17 protein-coding genes are annotated in these 21,480 nt (G+C 42.8%); 4 read left to right on the forward strand and 13 right to left on the reverse strand.

From position 1 onward, the window contains the following. The first annotated feature begins 6 nt into the window (after window positions 1-6). Window positions 7-792, forward strand: a complete 786-nt coding sequence (locus tag Q4574_RS14820; RefSeq protein WP_303474930.1) for an RMD1 family protein — start codon at window positions 7-9, stop codon at window positions 790-792. A 69-nt stretch (window positions 793-861) separates the two neighbouring features. Here Q4574_RS14820 and Q4574_RS14825 read toward each other — a convergent pair whose 3' ends face one another. From Q4574_RS14825 to Q4574_RS14855, 7 genes are all read right to left on the reverse strand, one after another. Beyond that, window positions 862-2,721 carry a TonB-dependent siderophore receptor gene (locus Q4574_RS14825; protein ID WP_303474931.1) on the reverse strand — a complete coding sequence of 620 codons (1,860 nt, stop codon included), beginning with the start codon at window positions 2,719-2,721 and terminating at the stop codon, window positions 862-864. A 369-nt stretch (window positions 2,722-3,090) separates the two neighbouring features. Then, window positions 3,091-3,711: a cation transporter gene (locus Q4574_RS14830; protein ID WP_303474932.1), complete on the reverse strand. Its 621-nt coding sequence runs from the start codon at window positions 3,709-3,711 to the stop codon at window positions 3,091-3,093. 91 nt (window positions 3,712-3,802) lie between these two features. After that, window positions 3,803-5,542 carry a GMC oxidoreductase gene (locus tag Q4574_RS14835; protein ID WP_303474933.1) on the reverse strand — a complete coding sequence of 580 codons (1,740 nt, stop codon included), beginning with the start codon at window positions 5,540-5,542 and terminating at the stop codon, window positions 3,803-3,805. A 58-nt stretch (window positions 5,543-5,600) separates the two neighbouring features. Then, the gene (locus tag Q4574_RS14840) at window positions 5,601-6,209 is read right to left on the reverse strand and encodes a gluconate 2-dehydrogenase subunit 3 family protein (protein WP_303474934.1); all 609 of its coding nucleotides are present in this window, start codon (window positions 6,207-6,209) and stop codon (window positions 5,601-5,603) included. Continuing rightward, window positions 6,196-7,443 carry a nucleoside permease gene (locus Q4574_RS14845; protein ID WP_303474935.1) on the reverse strand — a complete coding sequence of 416 codons (1,248 nt, stop codon included), beginning with the start codon at window positions 7,441-7,443 and terminating at the stop codon, window positions 6,196-6,198. Before Q4574_RS14845 ends, Q4574_RS14840 begins: the two co-directional genes overlap by 14 nt. Before the next feature lie 63 nt (window positions 7,444-7,506). Beyond that, window positions 7,507-8,559, reverse strand: a complete 1,053-nt coding sequence (locus Q4574_RS14850) for a sugar phosphate isomerase/epimerase (RefSeq protein WP_303474936.1) — start codon at window positions 8,557-8,559, stop codon at window positions 7,507-7,509. A gap of 11 nt (window positions 8,560-8,570) precedes the next feature. Next, window positions 8,571-9,740: a Gfo/Idh/MocA family protein gene (locus Q4574_RS14855; RefSeq protein ID WP_303474937.1), complete on the reverse strand. Its 1,170-nt coding sequence runs from the start codon at window positions 9,738-9,740 to the stop codon at window positions 8,571-8,573. Between the two features lie 171 nt (window positions 9,741-9,911). Between Q4574_RS14855 and Q4574_RS14860 the strand changes: the two genes are divergently transcribed. Then, window positions 9,912-10,712: an AraC family transcriptional regulator gene (locus Q4574_RS14860; protein WP_303474938.1), complete on the forward strand. Its 801-nt coding sequence runs from the start codon at window positions 9,912-9,914 to the stop codon at window positions 10,710-10,712. A gap of 50 nt (window positions 10,713-10,762) precedes the next feature. Here the strand turns inward: Q4574_RS14860 and Q4574_RS14865 are convergent, their stop codons facing one another. Beyond that, window positions 10,763-11,596, reverse strand: a complete 834-nt coding sequence (locus Q4574_RS14865) for a sugar phosphate isomerase/epimerase (protein ID WP_303474939.1) — start codon at window positions 11,594-11,596, stop codon at window positions 10,763-10,765. 272 nt (window positions 11,597-11,868) lie between these two features. Between Q4574_RS14865 and Q4574_RS14870 the strand changes: the two genes are divergently transcribed. Beyond that, window positions 11,869-13,176, forward strand: coding sequence for an amidohydrolase (locus Q4574_RS14870; RefSeq protein WP_303474940.1), 1,308 nt, complete (start codon window positions 11,869-11,871; stop codon window positions 13,174-13,176). 79 nt (window positions 13,177-13,255) lie between these two features. Next, complete coding sequence (locus Q4574_RS14875) at window positions 13,256-14,419, forward strand: YcbX family protein (protein ID WP_303474941.1); 1,164 nt, start codon at window positions 13,256-13,258, stop codon at window positions 14,417-14,419. 51 nt (window positions 14,420-14,470) lie between these two features. Here the strand turns inward: Q4574_RS14875 and nagA are convergent, their stop codons facing one another. The 5 genes from nagA to Q4574_RS14900 all read right to left on the reverse strand — a co-directional run bounded on the left by nagA (window position 14,471) and on the right by Q4574_RS14900 (window position 21,331). Next, on the reverse strand, window positions 14,471-15,613 hold the full coding sequence (gene nagA, locus Q4574_RS14880; protein ID WP_303474942.1) for an N-acetylglucosamine-6-phosphate deacetylase: 1,143 nt from the start codon (window positions 15,611-15,613) through the stop codon (window positions 14,471-14,473). A 92-nt stretch (window positions 15,614-15,705) separates the two neighbouring features. Beyond that, the gene (locus tag Q4574_RS14885; RefSeq protein WP_303474943.1) at window positions 15,706-16,599 is read right to left on the reverse strand and encodes a BadF/BadG/BcrA/BcrD ATPase family protein; all 894 of its coding nucleotides are present in this window, start codon (window positions 16,597-16,599) and stop codon (window positions 15,706-15,708) included. A 211-nt stretch (window positions 16,600-16,810) separates the two neighbouring features. Beyond that, a complete protein-coding gene (locus tag Q4574_RS14890) occupies window positions 16,811-17,332 on the reverse strand; it encodes a response regulator transcription factor (protein WP_303474944.1) in 522 nt (173 codons plus the stop codon). After that, on the reverse strand, window positions 17,329-18,579 hold the full coding sequence (locus Q4574_RS14895; protein WP_303474945.1) for a HAMP domain-containing sensor histidine kinase: 1,251 nt from the start codon (window positions 18,577-18,579) through the stop codon (window positions 17,329-17,331). The genes Q4574_RS14890 and Q4574_RS14895 overlap by 4 nt, the downstream gene beginning before the upstream one ends. A gap of 661 nt (window positions 18,580-19,240) precedes the next feature. After that, window positions 19,241-21,331: a NosR/NirI family protein gene (locus tag Q4574_RS14900; RefSeq protein WP_303474946.1), complete on the reverse strand. Its 2,091-nt coding sequence runs from the start codon at window positions 21,329-21,331 to the stop codon at window positions 19,241-19,243. Between the last annotated feature and the right edge of the window lie 149 nt (window positions 21,332-21,480).

Here is a 21,480-nt window from a genome sequence, read left to right on the forward strand (position 1 = left end):
AAAAACATGACAAGCAATTTTTCATCTCAACTGATTGAAGTCATCTGCATTGCAGACACCCTTGAGCTCAAGGCGATTCAAAGTCAGTTTGCAAAACACTTTGTAGTGAATCGTTACAGAGATGCGTTACATATAGATCTGCCTAAAGGCCATGTATTTATATTTGATTATGGTGTAGTGGTGACCTGGGGTATTAGTGCGGCTAAAAAGGCTGATTTAATTGAAGACTTAAAAGGGTTTTACAGCACGAGCGCATCCGAACATTGGGAAGTTTACCAGTTTAATTTGGTCGAGGATGCTAAGTTTTCTATTAGCAATGACACCTTTACTTTAGGAGCGGCAAAAGCACACACTTTATTAGCCATTAGTCATGCCTTTGCGCAATCACGTAAATTGGAGGTATTTGAATCCCAGGCGGAAAATACGATTGCCTATAATCGACACTTAGCGACCGAACTTGCTACCACGGGTAACATAAAATTGAGTCGGAAAAAATTAGCGATGCGGCGTGGAGCGCTGTTTCAAACTAAAAATGACATTATGTTGCGCTTTAGTCTGTTGGATGTGCCTGAATATTTTTGGGATTATCCCGCAACCCAAGAAGACTATTTAGCCGCAATCAAATACCTTGAGCTAACCCAAAGAATTGAATTGCTCAACCTCAAGCTAGAAACTATTCATGAACTTTTTGAAATGTTGGCGGCAGAGCAAAACCATAAACATTCATCGTTTTTGGAATGGATCATTATCATTTTGATTGCGGTGGAAATTGTACTTTTTTTCGTTCACTAACGGCAATTGTGGGTTAGTAATGAGGGCCAAACACATCACTGTATTTGGCCTTTCATAGGTAATTTTAGTTTAAAACTGATAGGTCATGCCGACCCGAAAATTGGTGTCATTGTTTTCAAACCCAACGGAATCTTGGATATTGTGGGCAAGGGCATTATCAATGTTCAAATTGGTTTGCAAATTTTCAGACAACTGCCAATTAGCGGCAACACCATATTTTGCATACCCTCCCAATTCGACTAATCCTGTGGGAATTGAGCTATCTAAATATTCATCTCTCACATCTGCAAAAATAGTAATGGTCAGATTTTCCCACCGGGCATCTAAACTTGCTCCACCAAACCATTGGGGGCGTCTGCGCAATTGGCTTTGCTCTCCATTAACCGTAATATCCAGGTAACTCACATCCACAGAAAATTGCAGCCAAGTCGTTAACTCAAGACTTGTACTCAACTCCACTCCCGATGTTTCTACGTTACTGCGGTTAACATTGGTAAATAACTCCGCATCAAAGTCTACTAAATCTGTAAAATCATTTTCAAATAGAACTAAGGTAATGTGTCCTGACTCAGCATCCCACTGTAAACCTAGCTCTTTATTAATACTTCGCTCAGGTTGTAAATCAGAATTCCCCACCAGTGGATGAGCTAAGGCAAAGAAACTTGGCAATTTATAACCTTCATTGTACACAGCGAATAAACTCAACTCTTCCAATAGGTTATAGTGTCCTGCGAATCGAATTGAGGTTTCACTATCGAAGTTATCAGCATCGTCATAACGTATACCGAGATCGATGCTGTAATTGTCTTGCCCGTATTTCCCTTCAATAAAGGCGCTTTGGGAGTCCTGTTCTAAGACAAAATCGACTGGTAACTGAAATCCATAATCAAGAAAGCCAGTATTGCTTCCTTCAGAATCGCGGGCACTAATCCCAACCACAATAGTGGTGGTTTGATTGAGTTGATGATTCAAAAACAGTTCAATTTCAGAGCGTGTAAACTCTGAATCAATAGTGCTTGCAGGGATACCTGATTGCACACCTTCAGCAATACCAGGGTGCTCTGAAGATTCCTGACGATTTAACCAAGATAAGTTAAGATTGATTGCATTCGAATGGTTTAACTCGAAGGTATTATTTAAGCCCAGTAACCACTGTTCACTATTGCGCTGTTCAGCGCTCAGAGGCATTGCATATTGCTCGCCACCGGAATCTTCCGCAAAGCTTAGGTTTTCGTTATCGCTGTAGGTAACCAATAATCGATGACTTTGTTTAGCGTTAGCAAAAGCGGCCTTAAAGAGCCCTTGTTGGCTTTTAGCAATAGCAAACTCCGATCCTTCGCGCTCACGAGAAGACAAACTTGCTAGCAGCGACACACCATTATCGTATTTGTGAGACAAGTTTAGGCCAGCGTTAAGCTGTTTATCGCTGCCTACTTCTAAATTAATTGCTGGGGCGGCATCCTCTCGGGTAATAATATGAATCACGCCGCTAATGGCTTCGCCACCGTAGATAGCGCTAATGCCACCTCGATAAACTTCAATTCGCTCGATACTTTGAGGATTAACCTGACTAAAATCGAAGCCGCCGCCACGACTATTAGTGGAATCATTAACGGCCACACCATCAATCAAAATTAACGTAAAGTTAGATTCACCGCCGCGTACCGAAACAAATGACACTCCTCCGGCTACACCATTTTCGGCAATCATAATGTTCGGTATACGCTGCAAAAGATCTAGAGTTGATGCAGGATTGATACGATCAATTTGCTCTCTTGATAAGCTAGCAACACTGCCAGAGGAATTGTCAGCCATTCGCGTACCAGTCACCTGCAAAATTTCCACATTTTGTTGGGCTAAAACTGTCATTGAAGAAATTGAAAGGGAAAACAGCGCCGCTAAGCAACAAAATCCGTACTTCAGATTCACTTGAATTGTCCTTGCTAATGAAAACTTTTTTGAAGGAGGCGATTCTAAATGCTTTTACCTAAGCATTCACCTTAATTTATCGTTTTTATTGCGTTATTCATCGGCACGAATACAGGGCTTTTCCATGGCCTGTAGTCGGTGGCTTTAGCCCCGAAAAAATCCATGGCCTAAAGACCATGCTAGAGGTTTGGAATGAATGTCCAATGCCGAAAAAAACCTTGCTTGTAGTCGGTGGCTTTAGCCCCGAGAAATTGCCCGGGAGCCCCTTCGAAAAAATCCATGGCCTAAAGACCAGGCTACAGGTCTGGGATGAATGTCCAATGCCGAGCCCCCAGACCTAAAGACCAGGCTACAAAGTTGATAAAACGTTCAAGATTGGGCGGTACGATATTCGCCAATTGCCTCTTTTAAGACGCTGGATGCAGATTGCAAGAATAGAAAGGCTAAGGCAAAACCAATAACGATATCCGGCCAACCAGAGCTTGTTAACCATACCCCTACACCGGCAAAAATAACCGAAATATTGGCGATAATATCATTGCGAGAACACAACCAAACAGAACTCATGTTAATGTCTTCCGTCCTGTGTTTCCAAAGCAGCGCCAAACACACGGCATTAGCCAATAAAGCAATAAAACCAAACAAGCTTATCGTTTCATATGTGGGTGAGTGAGGCACCATTAGGCTGTATATCCCCTGGCCTAGCACAAATAATCCAAATGCCGCCATTATCGAGCCTTTAAACATCGCAGAGATGGCCTTCATCTTTGCCCCTCGGGCGATAACATAAATGCTAAAAATGTAAACCATCGCATCCCCTAGCATATCCAGGGAATCAGCAATTAACGACACGGAATTTGCCATCAGACCTGCGGTTAACTCCACCACAAACATGATCGCATTAATAGCCAGCACTATCTTTAATGTTTTACCTTGCTTGTCTCTGAGTGCTTCTATTTCACAGGATTTGTCACTGCAGCAATTCGCCATTATGTTCCTATTAATTTATTAGATGCTAGACCTCCCTATTTTGAGGGACAAGACGGTATCAAGCAAGCCTAATAATCACAAGGATATAAGACTACAGACGTTGAGCTTTCATCTCCTTTGCACAGTAATCCACAGCTCTGGCTGTTAGCGCCATAAAAGTAAGTGATGGATTCACTACACCTGAGGAGCAGTACGCTGAACCATCAGTAACGAATAAATTCGGAATATCATGACTTTGGCAATATTGATTTAACACTGATGTTTTAGGATCACGTCCCATTCGCGCAGTGCCTACTTCATGAATGGCAATGCCTGGAGCACGATGGGGCAGCTCATAGCTAGTCCCACTTTTAACGTTGGTACATCCCCCTGCTCGCAACATTTCAGCGCCCATTTCCGCGGCGTCATCCATCATAGCTTTTTCGTTTTCACGATATTCCACGTTAAAATTAATAAGAGGCATACCCCACTTGTCTTTTTTATTCGGGTTTAAAGACATTTGATTATCAAAGTGTGGCAACATCTCCCCTTGAGCAGAGAAGTCCACTCCCCACTTACCCGGTGTACTTAACTGTTGCTTAAAGTCACTGCCAATACCATCTTGTTGACTTTTCCCTCGCCAATCAGAACGATAGGTATTAATGCCGTAGGCAAATCCCCGAAGGTAGCCTTTGCGATACAATTCTGGCCTAGTCTGAAAGTTCGGCATGTAACAAGATGAAGGTCGACGCCCCTTATAATATTCGTCATCAAACCCTTCAATATCCCCTGTAGCACGAGCATTATAATTATGATCCATCAGATAGTGACCTAAAACACCAGAAGAATTAGCAATGCCGTTGGGGAATTTTTTAGAAGTAGAATTGAGCATTATCTGAGTAGTGCCAATGGTACTTGCACACAAAAACACCACATCGGCAAAATACTCACGGGTCGAAAGATCATCATTATCAATCACTCTCACCCCAATGGCGCGATTGCGTGTTTCATCATAAATAACACTATGCACTACGCTGTTGGCAGCGATACTTAAATTGTTGGTTTTAGCAGCTGCTGGCAAGGTCGAACTTTGTGTTGAAAAATAAGCGCCAAACGAGCAGCCTTTTTGACATTCATTACGGGTCTGGCACTGCACTCTTCCTTGAGATAAATGCAGTAATGTAGGCTCCGTAAGGTGCGCGGTACGCCCCATAATTAAATTTCGACCGGGAAAGGCTTTTTCAATTTTAGCTTTTAACGCTTTTTCAGGACCCGTCATTGCAAATGGAGGTAAAAACTCGCCGTCGGGCAGATTAGGCAAATTCTCTTTGCTACCACTTATCCCCGCAAAGGTCTCCACGTAGGAATACCAATCGGCAATATCGTCATAACGTATGGGCCAGTCGTTCCCCACGCCGTCACGTTTATTGGCGAGAAAGTCATCTTCGCACATTCGATAACTTTGGCGATGCCACAACAGTGATTTACCACCTAGCTGATTACCTCGGATCCACCTAAAGTCTGTACCTTCAGTTGTCTCATAGGGTAAATCGCGATCATTGCCAAAAAATTGTTTGGTGCCGTCGTGAAAGGCATAACAATCTTTTTGAATTTTGTATTGCTGTTCAATTAACAGATTATCGACTTTACTTCGATTATCATACTCCCAAACAGGTTTGCCTTCGGCTATATAGTCTTTGCGGTGCTCAACCACTCGGCCACGTTCGATCATCAAGGTTTTGAAGCCACGCTCACAAAACTCCTTAGCCGCCCATCCACCGGTGATCCCGGAGCCCACTACCAATACATCAAATTTTTCATTCTGCTGTTTAATATAAATATCTTTATTCACGTTATTTCCTAGGGATTTTTTAACTGGGCCAAAAAGTAATAATCAGTGCCAATTTGGCTCAATAGTAAGCAAGACTTCCCCACGATTTATCCCCTTCTTGAAGGGGAATAACACTAAAACCACCAGGTACAGGATCGTAGCGGAGAATTTCTTTAGCGCCTTGCTCAGAGGTAAAATAGCCAAATACAATTAATGATTTGAGGAACTTAAACTGGTTCCTCTGAAGTTGAGTAAAACCCTTCATAGCTTCAATAGATTGGAGTAATTCAACTTGTTGTTGATTGTTAAGCTGAGGAAAAGATTGGTTTAGGTGTGCCAATGAATAGTCATTGATTTGGGTAATGATTTGCAAACATACTTGCTGCTCACTTTTACTGTGGCAGTGAAATAATTGATGATCTACAAAGCCATGACAATCTAAATCTGCACCACTGGGCGTATCTGTTCTGGGTAAAATAGTGTTAACTATGTGCTTTAACGTCTGCATAGTGGTTTTATCAAACAACAGGCCAGCGGCATCTAATTTTTCTGCTCTAATTTGAAATCCGAGTGCTACGTTAAGATTAGAGCCATACACCAAGGCCGTAGCCGACGTTACACCCATGGTGCGAACTAGGTGCTGCATGAATTTTCGTCTTTGTGGTTGACTTAGCTTAGTGGGTTTCATTGGTGGCTCCAACTTGGTGATTGATTGCAATTTTTTCGTTTTTAAATGCCAGCATAAATAGTAAGAACACAGCGAAAGCAAATATCGCTGGGAACAACCAAATGTTGAACCAAGCATGGCCGAATTCGGTTGCGTAGGAATCCGTTATTTTACCGGCAATCCAGAATCCGGCCAACATACCTATTCCATAGGTTGCCAAGGTAATTAAACCCTGGGCGGCATTTTTGACTTTAGCGCCTGCTTTAGAGTCTGTGTATATTTGTCCGGAAACGAAGAAAAAGTCATAACACACCCCGTGTAATGCAATGCCAACTAACAGCAATACTATACCGCTATCCGCATTCCCATAGGCGAATAATACATAGCGTAAAACCCATGCCAGCATCCCGAACAACAGGGTAAGTTTAATTCCAAAGCGATTTAAAAAGACCGGCAGAATGAGCATAAATACCACTTCAGAAACTTGCCCCAGGGTCATTTTCCCGGTTGCGTTGGTAACGCCGGTTTCAGTTAAGAATGGATTGGCATTTTGATAATAAAAAGCCAAGGGAATACAAATTAAAATAGAAGATACGAAAAACACTAAGAAGTTCTTATCTTTCAATAATGCAAGGGCATCAAGTCCTAGTATCTCGTGCAATCCCATTTGTTGACCGGCACTTTTAGGCGGTGTTTTTGGCAACATAAAACTGAACAGCCCCAAACATAATGACGCAACAGCACTCAGTAAAAAGGTATTGGCTAACATGCCTTGTTCAATGGCTTCTTTGCCATCCCAGGCGAATAGGTAACTAATGGACAAGCCCGCGACAATCCAACCAATGGTGCCCCATACTCTAATTTTGCCAAACTGTTTTGACGGGTCACGCATTTGTGAAAACGCCACCGAGTTAACCAGCGCTAGAGTGGGCATATAGACAATCATATAACCTAAAACAAATGGATAAAAAGCAGTAAAATCAGCCGCTTGATACAGACAGTACATTAACACTGCACCGATTAAATGCAGCACCCCGAGTATCCGCTCTGCATTAAAATAACGATCGGCAATCAGGCCAATAATAAATGGCGCAATAATGGCTCCCCAGGATTGAGTTGAAAAAGCCATTCCGATTTGACTGCCCGAGGCGGCTAAATTATTTGCCAAAAACGTACCTAAGGTAACGAACCAGCCTCCCCATATGAAAAACTGCAAAAACATCATTAAACTAAGTAGTAGAGTTACATTGTTCATTATTCTTATTACTCCTAGGATGAAACCACAGACAAGTTATCAACCCACAATTTAAGGGGGAGTTTAAAGCCCCAAAATACGCCGATTTAACTCATCATCTGCGCCGCCACCAGCAAAGTCATCGAAGGCTTTTTCTGTGGGTCGTATCAGGTGTTGTGCAATAAATTTAGCCCCTTCAGCAGCGCCATCTTCTGGGTGTTTAATACAACACTCCCACTCCATCACTGCCCAACCATCAAATCCGTATTGAGTCAATTTGCTGAATATCCCCTTAAAGTCAATTTGACCATCACCAAGAGAACGAAAGCGTCCTGGCCTATCTAGCCAGCCTTGATAACCGCCATACACACCAGATCGACCTGAAGGTTTAAACTCAGCATCTTTGACATGGAATGCTTTAATCCGTTCATGGTACAAATCGATGAAGGCTAGGTAATCGAGTTGCTGCAAAATAAAGTGGCTTGGATCATATAAAATGTTGGCTCTAGGGTGATGTTCAGTGGCGGCCAAGAACATTTCAAAGGACGCACCGTCATGAAGATCTTCACCAGGATGTAACTCAAAGCATAAATCTACTCCGGCTTCATCAAAGGCATCCAGAATCGGTAACCAGCGACGGCCTAACTCTTCAAAACCTCGCTCCACCAAACCCGCCGGGCGCTGCGGCCAAGGATACATTGTGTGCCATAGCAAGGCACCGGAAAAACTAGCATGAGCAGTTAGCCGCAAATTGGCGCTCGCCTTCGCAGCCCACAACATTTGCTGCACTGCCCACTTTTGACGGGCACTAGGATCGTTTTTAACCTCGTTAGGGGCAAAACCATCAAACATTTCATCATAAGCAGGGTTCACAGCTACCAACTGGCCCTGTAAATGGGTCGATAGTTCACTTATTACCATGCCATGTTTGGCAACTGTGGCTTCAATTTCAGCGCAGTAAGACTGGCTAGTTGCAGCTTGTTGCAAATCGAATATGCGCTCATCCCAAGTGGGTATTTGTACGGCTTTGAACCCCAGGGATGAAGCCCACTGACAGATATCATTTAAACTGTTAAAAGGTGATTCATCAGCAGCGAACTGAGCTAAAAAAATTCCTGGACCTTTAATTTGTTTCATAGCGCGATTCCTTAGAGCTTTATATTGGAGAGTAAAAACGGGTGCCACTTCTGTTCAGAGCGACTCGCAGCTACTGTGTTTTCGATGAATGCCATACCGCGGATAGCAGCCTCTATGCCTGGTGCTTGCAGGGAAATATCGGTGTTTTTCGATTTATCAAAATCACGAATTTGTTGGGCAAACTGACAATATAAATTAGCAAAGGCTTCAATATAGCCCTCAGGGTGCCCAGCAGGAGTGCGCATACTTTGAGCGGTTGCTGCCGCACACTCCCCCACTCCGGCACGGATCATTTGACTGGGCTTATCATTAAATCTCATCCAAAGGGTATTGGGTTCCATTTGCTGCCATTGCAAACTAGCCTTTTTGCCATAAATGCGAATATTGAGGTTATTTTCTTCACCAACGGCAATTTGACTTGATAATAAGACCCCCTTTGCACCGTTATTAAAGCGCAACAGCACAGTACCATCGTCATCCAGTACACGACCATCCACGACGGGCTCTAAGTCTGCACATAGTTTAACAATTTCCAATCCACTAATGGTTTCGGCTAAATTGGCAGCATGTACACCTATATCTCCCATGCAACAGCTCACACCCGCACGTTTGGGATCTAGCCGCCAACTCGCTTGTTTTCCAGCTTCATCTTCTTTATTGGCTAGCCATCCTTGTGAATACTCAACAACAACCTTAGTAATCTCTCCTAACTCGCCATTTGCAACCCGGGCGGTGGCTTCTTTAACCATAGGGTAGCCCGTATAGGTGTGGGTAAGGCCATACAAGCAACCAGATTGTTCGATAATCTCTTTCAGCTCAATGGCTTCGTTTAAAGTAAAAGTTGCCGGTTTATCTGACATCACATGAAAGCCAGCCTGCAATGCAGCTACGGCTACTGGAAAATGTAAGTGATTCGGCGTTACTATGGAAACAAACTGCATCCGTTGCGAAGCGGGAAGCTTAGCTTCTTGTGTAAACATAGTGTTAAAGTCGGCATAGCAACGTTCCGAGGGGATACTCAACATTTGTCCAGTTTCTTGTCCATTCGCGGGGTCAGAACTAAATGCGCCACAGACCAATTCAATCTCGCCGTCTAAGTTTGCGGCGGCACGATGAATAGCACCAATAAATGCGCCTTTACCTCCACCAACCATGCCCATGCGAACTTTTTTCGATGACACTCCAATATCCATGAAAACTCGACCCTCAAGCTATTTTTAACAATCTATTATCAAGTATAGGTAATTTGCTAGTACTCTCGATATGATTTATTCGGTCATTAGTGCAATAATTTCGGCGCGCACAACCATAAAATTAGTTAAACTAGGATTATGTGGCCAACGGAGGTAGCTATGTCACAATTCTGGATTGAATCTATGGGGGAGCTAGAGATCAAGCAATTGGTTGAAGTGTTTGAGCTTACCCCTGACATCTTGTTTTGGATTAAAGATCGACAGAGTCGTGTTGTATATGCCAACAATGCGTATTTAGAGCATTCTGGTTTTCAGAGTCGAAGCCAAGTGTATGGAAAAACAGATACTGAACTGTTTGCGCCACATTTAGCACTGCAATACATAACGGACGATCAAAAAATACTGGATGGCGAATTAATTACATCTCGTTTGGAAATGAATTTATCTAAAGATGGTGAGTTGGGCTGGTTTTCAACTTCAAAACGACCACTTCGCGATAAAAATAACAATATTATTGGCTCTTATGGTATCACCCGGCATTTTCATAAATCCTCTCAAGCCCTTGCAAATTTTGATAGTATTCGGATTCCTCTGGATTTTATTCGCAAAAATTATCATCGGGCGATTTCGTTAACCGAACTAGCTGAGTTATCTCACTTATCCGTTAGCGCCCTCGAAAGACGTTTCAAAAAACAATTGTCTAAGACACCCACCCGTATTATCAACGAAGTCAGATTGGAAAATGCACGATTATTATTGGTAGAAACAGATACGCCGATTTCAGAAATAGCGTTTAAATGTGGATTCAGTGATCACAGTTATTTCACCAAACAATTTAAACAGTTTTTTGGATTTCACCCGTCCAAAATGCGCGAACAAATGCAGGCCGAGAAATTACAAACTGACAAACTAAAGCACCTGGAAGTAGCCTCTGCAATTTTAGCCAAAGAAACAGAATAGGAATGAAAGAGAGCTTGGCCGACGCAAAACTCTCTAGTGCTTAAAGATAATTAGAACTTTTCTAACGATTTAAGATATAAAATGCTTTTGGGTATTTGCTGTACCACTCTGGAAGATTCATCTTCCAAAAAGAAATATCGAATGCCCTGTTTTTTTGCCTCAGCGACGACAGAAGCAATTCCAACATCCCCCTGACCTAACACCACATTGGTATCGCCATCTGCCGAGCCTTTAGATGAATTAGGCGTCCCTTTTTTACGATCTTTAAGATGCAGTGACGTGAATCTTCCTGGATATTTTTTAAGTAATTCTGTTGGGTTCATTCCAGCGTGTTTCGTCCAAAATACATCCATTTGAAATTGCGCCTGATCCACGTTTTGAATAATGTAATCAAACAAAGTTTCATTTTTATACGGCAGATACTCATACCCATGGGCATGATATTGCAAAGTTACACCATGTTTTTTCAACAGTGCACCAGCCTCATTCATCACTTTGACAGTTTTATCAGCATCGTCAAAAAGAAAGTTGTCACCGTGGGGAACCCAATAGAAAGTGGTATAGTTTGCAGCATAAAATTTTGCCCGATAAACCGCGGCCATAGGATTGTCTCTCAGTTCTTCAAAACTGGTATCTGTGCTCACCACATCAATACCACGTTTATCCAATTCAGCTCTAAATTCTTCTACCGAATAACCATATAGATCGCGACTGCCTTCAACAGTATGTAAACCCCAATCTTGAATTTGGTCGAGGGTCTTGGCCGGATCATCTGCAAACTGATGACGTAGACTAAATAATTGTAAACCCAGTTCATGGGCAGCGATTTGAGCACTAAATAAAAAGCAAAGACTTATTAATAAGCTACTGATACATTTTTTCATGACGTGGTTCCGAGGTCTATTGTCTAATGTTGGAATAGCCGAAATCATATAAGCTTGTGTGCCCAGCCCCGTATAATAAAATCGGTTGAAGCTATAATAATTTCAGCGAATAACATTTCATTAACCTTTCCAGTCCAGTTCACCCTTGTAAACAACCCGTTTCATCCCATGACCTAATACCCATGTTAACTAAATCCTTGATTACACCAAGATTATAAAGATTAAATTTAGTAGACTGATTCAATACCGCATAGATTTTAAGGATCAACAGAGTGAAACTTGCAAAATATTTTGTCACGATAGTACTCAGCTTCGTGCTTTCCAGCGCCGCTTTGTGTGCTGATTTGGAAACATTAATAAGTCAAAAAAGTGAAGAGATTGAGGCAGAAGTCATAAAGCTAAGACGCCATTTTCACGAAAACCCAGAACTATCTAACCGCGAGATTGAAACCGCTAAAACGGTGGCTGCCTACTTAAAAGATCTCGGTATGGAAATAGAAACAGGGATTGCTTACACCGGCGTTGTTGGCATTCTCAAAGGCGGTAAACCCGGTAAAGTGGTTGCCCTGAGAGCAGATATGGATGCCCTACCGGTAACCGAACAAACGGGTTTAAGTTTCGCTTCTACAAAACGAACCCAATACAATGGTAAGGAAGTAGGAGTCATGCATGCTTGTGGACACGATGCACACATGGCAATTTTATTAGGTACAGCCAAAGTGTTAGCCAGTATGCAAGAACATATCCCTGGCACCATTAAATTCATATTTCAACCTGCAGAAGAAGGGGCGCCACCTGAAGAAGGCGGCGGCGCTGCCATGATGATCGAAGAAGGAGTATTGGCGGGTGAATACGCACCTGAGGCCATTTTTGGTTTGCATGTTTGGCCATATAAATCAGGGGATATTCTGTACCGTCCTAAAGGTGCTATGGCCGCTGTCGATACTTTCTTTGTGGAAGTGACTGGCAAACAAACCCACGGCTCATCGCCATGGCTAGGAGTCGATCCTATTGTTGCAGCAAGCCAGATTGTTAGCGCAATTCAAACCATTCCCAGTCGACAACTTGATATTACGGCAGCCCCATCCGTGATCACTGTGGGAACCATTGAAGGTGGCTTGAGACACAATATTATTTCTGACAAAGTCACCATGAGCGGTACGATTCGTACTTTTGACAAAGGCGTAAGAAAAGAGTTACTTAAGCGTTTAAAATCGACTGTTGAAACCGCAGCATCATTAACCGGTGCAAAGGCTGACTTTAAGGTTATTTCAGCAACATTGGTCACCTACAACGATGAAGCTTTAACCCAACAAATGTTACCTACCATGCAAAAGGTGGTGGGTGAGGAACATGTACGTCATAATTCAGTCATTATGGCCGGTGAAGACTTTTCCTACTTCCAAGATAAAATTCCCGGCTTATATTTCATGTTGGGTATAGGTGCTGATGGGGTCCCTGAAGAAGAGATGAAAACCAACCACAGTCCTGATTTCTATGTTAATGAAAAGGCATTGAAAACCGGTGTGAAAGTGATGTCATCTTTGGCCGTTGATTATCTGGAAAGTGCATCCCAATAACCTAGGGTTAAGGGCATTCATTGCGGCACTGTTATCCACTTAGCAGTGCTTTAACACATAAAATAATAAGAAAAGTATTGTGTCTAAACTAAGCTTAAGTCAAATTAATATCTACCCCATCAAGTCTTGTGCTGGCATTGCTTTAAGCAGTAGCAAGGTGGAACAGAAGGGCTTGGAATTCGACCGCAGATTTGTGCTAACTACCACCAATGGCACCTTCATTACTGCTCGAACCGACAGCACCTTGTGCCTGGTTCAAACGGAAGTTTGCGCTACGGGACTGCGTCTAAACGCGCCAGGCATGCCTGAGTTAACCATAAAATACAGCGATTTTTCAGATAACTACCAAATGGTGAAGGTCTGGGAAGATAACATTAAGGGACAGTACTGCCACCCTAAATATGATCAATGGTTTAGCCAATACCTTGGCAAAACCTGCAAATTAGTATTTTTTGGCGAACAATCGAAACGCCAAGTGAAAAATAGTCAAAGTCAGGTTTCATTTGCTGATGGCTACCCGTTTTTGCTCATATCTCAACAAAGCCTGAATGACTTAAATTCGCGTCTAGCGACACCGGTTACCATGAGTCAATTTCGCCCTAATTTAGTTGTCGATAATAGTACCGCTTTCGAAGAAGATACTTGGAAAAAGGTTCGCATTGGTGAAATTGAGTTTGAGGTAATGAAGTCTTGTTCTCGCTGTATATTCACTACAGTTGACCCCAAATCAGCTAAAAAGTACCAAGCCAGAGAACCCCTTACCACTTTGCAGAAATACCGAAAAGACAAAAAAGGCGATCTACTATTTGGTCAAAACCTTATTGCTCTTAATACCGGAAAGTTAACCCTAAACGATGAAGTAGTGGTAACTGAGAAGCAAGCGCCTACTATCTATTTTGACCAAACACCAACCTCAGCAAGGAGACATAGAAATCTTGCTAGTCAATTACAGGCAAGTGATCAGGCAGCAACAAAGTCAGTGGAAATCGTTTTTTCTAGTTGGGATGTAAAACATCAAGGTAACAATCAAACGTCGATTCTGGAGCAAGGAGAAACAGCGGGTTTGAATATCCCCTTCTCTTGCAGAGCCGGTATATGTGGCAGATGCAAAGTCAAACTCAATCGGGGTGAGGTCAGAAACCTAAACGTCCTGAATGGCCTAACAGAACAAGAAGTAAATGAAGGTTATATACTCGCTTGCAGTTGTATTCCCCAAACCGATGTGGAAATAACCAAATCCTAACCCCTTTGACCGCTGTTTATTAGCTTGCAAAATGCCAAATAAGTCACTCAGCTAATGGTGAGTGACTTGGATCCCCGCTATCCAACAGCCTAAAGTACACAATTGCTCGTCTAGCAATACAAAATCGGCTTGCATGCCTACAGCTAACTTCCCTCTGTTTGAGCAAGCTAAAAATTTTGCAGGCGTTAAGCTCGCCATCTTCAGGGCTGACTCTAAAGGGACACCCATATTTTGATGTAGGTTACGTACCGCAGAACTCATATCCAAGGCAGACCCCGCCAAAGTTCCATCAGCTAAGGTAAGCTTATTACCATTGCGGATAATCTGGGTATCTAGCCATGGCAGTGTTTCCACCTCAGCCCCCACATGGGCCATAGCATCCGTCACTAACATTAATTTTTGCCAACCTTTACATTGAAAAGCTAACCGGCAATTGTAGGGGTGGACGTGCAATCCATCAGCGATTAAGCCGCAGGTCACTCGCTCATCTTGCAGTGCTGCGGCAACCATTCCTGGGTTACGTGCAGTTAAACCTGACATGGCATTGAATAAATGTGTAAAGCCAGTAGCGCCAGCATCAATTGCCTTTAAAACAGTATCAATATCAGCATTGGAATGCCCAAGGGAGACAATTACACCACAATTAACCAGCTCTATGATTTGGCTTTGGGACACGTTTTCAGGTGCAACAGTGACTACCACTTGGCCCAAATCTTGACGACAAAAAATAGCCATTTCATCCTCACTCAGCGGTCGAATTTGCTCACTTGAGTGGATCCCTCGTTTAGGCATGCTTAAATGTGGCCCTTCAAAATGCACTCCCAATATCCCCGCTTCTTGCCCCTTAATGGCTTGTGCAATAGCATTTGCTGCACTTTGCATGCAATCTAAATTATCAGTAATTAAAGTGGGGAGCATTGCCGTAGTGCCAAATAAGCTATGGGCTTTACGCATAGTACGCAGAGTCTCGAGGCTAGGTCTTTGATTGAACATAACCCCGCCGCCACCATTTACTTGGGTATCAATAAAGCCGGCTGTGACTAACCCTTCGAGGGGAAAGTCTGTGGGTTGTGGATGTTTATCGATAGACGTTATCAACCCATTTTCAATAGTTAGCCTAAGGTTTTCTTGGATACTTTGCCCATCGAAAAACCGACTAGCATGGTAGTGAGTCTTAGTTAATTTATGTGCCATGGGAGCAATTACCTCAAATGGGATCCGCGTGAATGGAACACCTCATAAAAGGCTGTTTTTCACTTCATGTTGTTGTTCAATTAATGTTGCTGTCAGCTATGCTTGTTTGCGCTTTCAAATTGTTTTTTTGCCATCATAATTGCGCCACATTCTGGTGCTGCAAGGGGTTGCTTTATTCCAATCTGAATATCTTCATCCAGCCAAGGGATAACACTAGGGGCTAAACCGCCAATAAACGCAATACGTTGGGGGCTATGACTTTGCAACTTTCTAGTAAGGGCGCTTAAATAACTGGCGCCGTCCTTAATGATGTCGGTGGCGACAGGATCGTGGCGATTTGCATATTCAAATACCAGCGGGGCTAGGTTGGCAAATTTGGCTGAACTTGAGGTTAAATAACTTTCTATTATTTGTGCCGCATCTGAGCACTGCGCAAACTCGAAAACCGCCTCAATGAAGGGACTAGATTGTGCCATTCCATCGAAACTTTCTAGGGCCCACCTTAGGGTTTGCAACCCAATCCATGCGCCACTTCCTTTATCACCTAATAAAAAGCCGTGACCACCATATTCATACTGCTGCCCTTGATGACAGGCTAATCCCGCACTTCCTGTTCCAACAATAACAATCGCCCCTGAATCACAGTTGTGTGCCCCCAGACACGCAATGTATAAATCTGTACTCAGGCTTAATTGAGCGAAAGGATGTTGCCAAGCTTGCAATTTAGATTTATACATAGGCAAATTAAGACCGGCCAGCCCCATTCCAACGTAAGTGTTTGATAACGCGGAAACAGGCAAATTAGCTGAGGTCATAACCTGTTCGCTGACCTGTTGAATGGAAGCTAAGGCGACTTGCATATCCCTAGCAGGGTTTGCAGGGCCAGCCACACTTTCTGCTAACAGATTTCCTTGCGCGTCCTCGAGGCGAGCTTTACATTTGCTGCCGCCACCGTCGATCCCCAGAAAATAGAAAGGATTTTGCAATTTTATTCCCTCATACCAATCAAATAACATACTAGCACGATATTTTGCCCGGTGATTAAATCAACGTATTTATGCGATAAATTATCCCTTTGCTTCTGCCAGTTAATGGGCTTTTAGGGAGGTTTCACGGAATATTGAATCTGCTCAAACGTAAAACGTCCACTTAAACCAGAAGTGAATTAATGGACGTAATTCGAGCTCACTAGGGAGTTCAATCAGATCTTGGTTTTTTGATTAACTTACGCTGCAAGGTTCTGCGATGCATACCTAACTGGCGCGCCGTTGCTGAAATATTGCCATGATTTGCTTTTAGCACTTGTTGAATGTGCTCCCATTCTAGCCTGGCAGGCGACATGATGTGGGTGTCACTAGTGGCTTCTTTAGGTTTATCCCCAGCTAACATAGCTAACAAGGTTTTACTGTCCACTGGCTTTGACAGGTAATCGTCAGCTCCTGCTTTTATCGCTTCTACCGCGGTAGCAATACTGGCATAGCCAGTTAACAGAATAATACGACCGTCAGGAAGTAATTCCCGCAACTGGGGTAATATAGACAAACCGCTTTGAGTGCCAACTTTCAAATCTAAGATCAGGTGTGAAGGGAGTGATTGTTCAGCCATAACAAGACCTTTATCCACAGTATCGGCATGCAAACATTCATATCCGTGGTGGGTCAAGCGACGCAGTAATATGCCCGCAAAACTTTGCTCATCTTCGATTAGTAACAACCTCATTGCAAGATCACCAACTCCATTAATATCTCGGCCACAGCACCTGTTTCAGTGTGGTTGTACAAACGCAATTGCGCACCTAAACGCTCTAAGGTAGCGTGACTCAGTAGTACTCCCATTCCAAATCCTTGTTCACTTTCAACGAGTGTTGCCCCTAGTTCGAGTAAACTCTCTTCTGGTAATCCAGCGCCAAAATCGCGAATAGTTAACACAAATTGTTTTGTTTGCGCACTATTGTCGAGACGACATTGTATTTGAATTTGCTGACAATCGTTTCGTTTACTCGATTGCACCGCATTTTGAATCAAATTTAATAGCGCTGGTAATAAAGTGGTATCTGCTCGTACCGCCAAATTTTCTAAGCTTGGGATGCTATATTCGACGTCAATGTCAGCGAAATTTAGCTGTACTTCTTGTTGTAATTTTGCAAGCAATTCAGGCATTGGGATCAGTCTTTTACTGTTCAGCTTGACCTCTTCTGACATCTCCCGGAAATCTTGTAATCGACGGCTACATAAATGTAACTGCTCCTTCAGTTGAGTGAGCAAAGGGTCAGCCTCAGATGACTCAAACTCAAGCTCTTCAGTAAGCAGATTTGCCGTCGCTAAGGGAGTCGCTAACTGATGAGCAAATTGTGCCGCCGTCGTCCCTAAAGCGACCAGTTGTTCTTGACGTAATTGTTCCTCTCTTAACTTACTGACAAAGCGCTCTTGATTACGCATAGCTTGTGCTAAAGATGCGACGACCAGCACCACCACACAGGCAGATAGAACAAAGTTAACCCACATCCCGAGAAAATGCTGCTGCATATCCACCATATGCATTTGATGAGAATCAATACTAAAAAACAACACAGAATATGCTGCCAAAGCAGCAAAACTCACCAATATGAGTAAACGACGGGAAAGGGTCACTGCGGCTATGGCAACGGGGATCAACAGCAAAGAAACGAAGGGGTTTGTGGCTCCTTTGGCAAAGTACAACAAAATTGTCAGCAGTAAAATATCCAGTAAAACTTGAAACAGATATTCACCTTCACGGGCATTACGATTGCCTCGATAGCAATAGAACAGCACCATATTCACTGCCAACTCTATGGCAATAATTAACTTTAAGGTTAAGTAGGGAAGGTTATATTCAAACCAATACTCGGCTAACAGAACAACTAACAATTGCAGAAAGATAAAACCATATCTAAGCTTAATCAACAGCAAAAGGTGACGATTGGTTTGTAGGTGGGGTATGGGCATGGCGTTACTCGGATGCAATTTTTCTATTTATAACAGTTTATAATGCCAAACTAAACCTAAAGACCATGCTACAGGTCTGGAATGAATATTCAATGCTAAGAAAAAACCTTGCCTGTAGTCGGTGGCTTTAGCCCCGATAAATTGCCAGGGGCCCCCATGGTCTAAAGACCATGCTACAGGTCTGGAATGAATGTTCAATGCCGAGAAAAAACCTTACCTGTAGTCGGTGGCTTTAGCCCCGAGAAATTGCCCTAGGCCCCTTCGAAAAAATCCATGGCCTGAAGACCATGCTACAGGTCTGGATTGAATGTCCAATGCCGAGAAAAAACCTTACCAGTAGTCGGTGGCTTTAGCCCCGAGAAATTGCCCGTGGCCCCTTCGAAAAAATCCATGGCCTAAAGACCATGCTACAGGTCTGGATTGAATGTTCAATACCGAGAAAAAACCTTGCCTGTAGTCGGCGGCTTTAGCCCCGAGAAATTGCCCGGGCCCCTTCGAAAAAATCCATGGTCTAAAGACCATGCTACAGGTCTGGATTGAATGTCCAATGCCGAGAAAAAACCTTGCCTGTAGTCGGTGGCTTTAGCCCCGATAAATTGCCCTAGGCCCCTTCGAAAAAATCCATGGCCTGAAGACCCTGCTACCGTCCTGAGAGGTATTTTTATGCTGGTTGCTGGCTAACATCTATGGCTTTGCCCCTATTTTTGCGCTTGTTTTTCTTAAGAGGCGGGCATAAATCATCGTTATTATAATAAACTATGCACTCTAAACACTGCACACATTCGTTATAATTAATCTCTCCTTTGGGTGTTATCGCTTTGATATCACACTTGTGATGACACAATGTACAAGGAGAGCCACAATCTTTCCGGCGGGTTAACCATTCCCCCATATGGAAATAGCCTAGAATCGCCAATCCCGCCCCTAAAGGACAAACATAACGACAATAAAACTTGTTAATAAATAATCCAGCTGCAAGTAACACAACCGAATAAACAACAAAGGGCCAATAACGATAAAATTGTAACGTAATCGCGGTTTTAAAAGGCTCTACTTCAGATAAAACTTCAGCAGTACGAATAGAATAAATAGAAGTAAATACTAGGCCAATTAGTATTCCATACTTAACCCACCACAATTTACTGTGTAACCAATAGGGCACTTTCTTTTGGCGAATACGCAATTTTTTAGCCACCCAACCGAGCATTTCTTGTAAGGCACCAAAAGGACACAACCACCCACAAAAGATACCTCGTCCAACAATAAATAAACTAATGAATACGTAAATCCACAAAATAAACAAGACCGGATCCATTAAGTACATTTGAATTTCAAAGCCATTCATCAGGCTTTGAATGATAGGAAATATGTTCACTACAGATAACTGTCCTTGGGCATACCAACCAATAAAGAACAAGGTAAAAAACATGAAGCTCCAACGAACATATCGGAATAGCTTCTGGTTGGCTGACAACTTATGCTGATAGATAAAAATCACCGTCACTAAAATTAAACTCGCGATTAAGACACTAATCACACCGATTCGCGATTCCCATATGCGCACCCAAGGGGGGGTTGGCGGTTCAACTTCCACCGCCTCTGCAATATCAAAAAGAGAGCTAGGCAATGCATAGTCATCTTGAAAACGGGCTTGCTGCTGAACGAGATGGTTTTTCGCCACGGTTAAATTAAGGGATAACTGCATATCTAAACTAGGGTTGAACCCCGATTGCGTATTCACAACAAATAATTGCAAGTCATCGGTAATAGGCGCTCCAGAAGCGAGACTTGGCTCAGTAAAACTGTAAAAATTCAAATCACGCATGGCTAAGGGCAAATTGCCCTGCTCTAAATTAATTTGATCGGCCACGGTACCTGGCTTGAAATCATCCTCAAGGTAATGAAAAAAGCCCTCAGACATCACAGCGAAGGCTTGCTCATTGGGCTTTAGTCCGGTCATTAAGCGTTGGTACTCCGCCTCGCCTAATAAGTTAATGCCAATACTAGGAGCATTTAAGTAAGCATAGTAAATAGTAAACTCATCGCCCTCTTCCACGGCAAAGGTGTCTGCTGGAAAATCCTCTAATTGTGCATTCAATTCTTGCTCAAATTGTTGCCGCGTTAGCGTCCACTTTCGTACGTAACCTCTATCTAGAAGTTGTTGCCAACTCAAGGATTGGAAATCATCTTTTGGGGTTGCCAAAGGGGCGACAGTAAAGCCCTCCAGCATATTTCTAGCGACTTGCAATGATGACAGTAATATTGTGTCGTTCACCACAATCACCGAAACCGTGGCTTTAGTAACACCGTCTACATGCACGGTTTTATCATCAAGGTTGGTATCGTTTGCTGCCTTGTCGACGATGATCCTATTGGAGACGTTCTTACCTATATACTGCTCAATAAACCTATCTAATGGCTCAGGCCCTAAGCCATGAAGAAATATAGGTTCATGATGGGATAATATTTGGATACCTTTGATGTTTCCCCCAGTATCGATGCCAATTAAAAGATTAATTTTATCTCCAGAAAAACCAGGGAAATCGACTAAGTCATTGGTTTGGAAGACATAACCTAATAATTCTTGAAGTTGATATATGGGTTGAACTGGATACTCAGCCAGGGTGTCGCCAATAGATGTTGCTTTAGGGAATATGTGTTTTATTTGTTGTTCGGAAATAGCAGAGCCTAATGTGGAACCACTGAATACAATCAATGGGAATAAGAATAACCAGTTGCGAAAAATCTTCATGGCTATTAGTGTCCTAACTTAATCCAGTTCTAAATCGAACTGACGAAATACCACAAAAACAGTCTGAAAATGAGTCCTACAGACCACTAAGGCCAATCCAAACTGAAAGCTAGCGTCCAGAATGGATTGGTATTTCTATAAAAAGCGCG

The organism is Aliiglaciecola sp. 3_MG-2023 (assembly GCF_030548205.1).
Lineage (GTDB): Bacteria > Pseudomonadota > Gammaproteobacteria > Enterobacterales > Alteromonadaceae > Aliiglaciecola.